The 1,126-nt window shown below is 57.2% G+C and carries 1 protein-coding gene; it reads left to right on the forward strand.

The features are described 5' to 3' along the window. Positions 1 to 16 precede the first annotated feature (16 nt). Positions 17 to 1,081, forward strand: a complete 1,065-nt coding sequence (gene psbA / locus NW826_RS10325) for a photosystem II q(b) protein (RefSeq protein WP_414336205.1) — start codon at positions 17 to 19, stop codon at positions 1,079 to 1,081. Positions 1,082 to 1,126: the final 45 nt, after the last annotated feature.

Raw genomic sequence — 1,126 nt, forward strand, 5'->3', positions numbered from 1 at the left:
AGGGAAGTTTGCCATCATGACTACTGTTATCCAACGTCGCTCAACCAGCAACGTGTGGGAGCAGTTCTGCGAGTGGGTCACCTCCACTGACAACCGTCTCTACATCGGTTGGTTCGGGGTGCTGATGATCCCCACCCTGCTGACTGCCACCACCTGCTTCATCATTGCCTTTATCGGTGCTCCCCCGGTGGACATCGACGGGATTCGCGAGCCTGTGTCTGGTTCTTTGCTGTACGGCAACAACATTATTTCTGGGGCGGTGGTGCCCTCTTCGGCTGCGATTGGTCTGCACTTTTACCCGATTTGGGAAGCCGCTTCTTTGGATGAGTGGCTGTACAACGGCGGCCCCTACCAGCTGATTGTGCTGCACTTTTTGATTGGGGTGTTTTGCTACATGGGCCGGGAGTGGGAGCTGAGCTACCGCTTGGGGATGCGTCCCTGGATTGCGGTGGCCTACTCGGCGCCGGTGGCGGCGGCGACGGCCGTGTTTTTGATTTACCCGATTGGTCAGGGGTCGTTTTCGGACGGGATGCCCTTGGGGATTTCGGGGACGTTCAACTTCATGTTGGTGTTCCAAGCGGAGCACAACATTTTGATGCACCCGTTCCACCAGTTGGGCGTGGCCGGCGTGTTTGGGGGTGCGCTGTTTAGTGCGATGCACGGGTCGTTGGTGACCTCGAGCCTGATTCGGGAGACTTCGGAAGAGGAGTCGCAGAACTTGGGTTACAAGTTTGGGCAAGAGGAAGAGACCTACAACATTGTGGCGGCGCACGGGTATTTTGGGCGGTTGATTTTCCAATATGCGTCGTTCAACAACAGCCGGAGTCTGCACTTTTTCCTGGCGGCGTGGCCTGTGATTGGGATTTGGTTTACGGCGCTGGGGATCAGCATCATGGCGTTCAACCTGAACGGGTTCAACTTCAACCAGTCGATTGTGGACAGCAACGGTCGTGTGGTTGGGACGTGGGCGGATGTGCTGAACCGTGCCAACCTGGGGATGGAAGTGATGCACGAGCGGAATGCGCACAACTTCCCGCTGGATTTGGCGGCGGTGGAAGTGGCGCCGGCCATCCGTGGCTAATCCACTCTTGACCGAGTAGACTAGTCCTTCTTGAGTCCCCTGGCA

It is taken from the genome of Synechococcus sp. OH20 (assembly GCF_047502685.1).
Classification (GTDB): Bacteria; Cyanobacteriota; Cyanobacteriia; order Thermostichales; family Thermostichaceae; genus Thermostichus.

Coding starts and splice junctions, on each gene's coding strand:
- psbA (WP_414336205.1), top strand. CDS start 17: ATGACTACTGTTATCCAACGTCGCTCAACCAGCAACGTGTGGGAGCAG.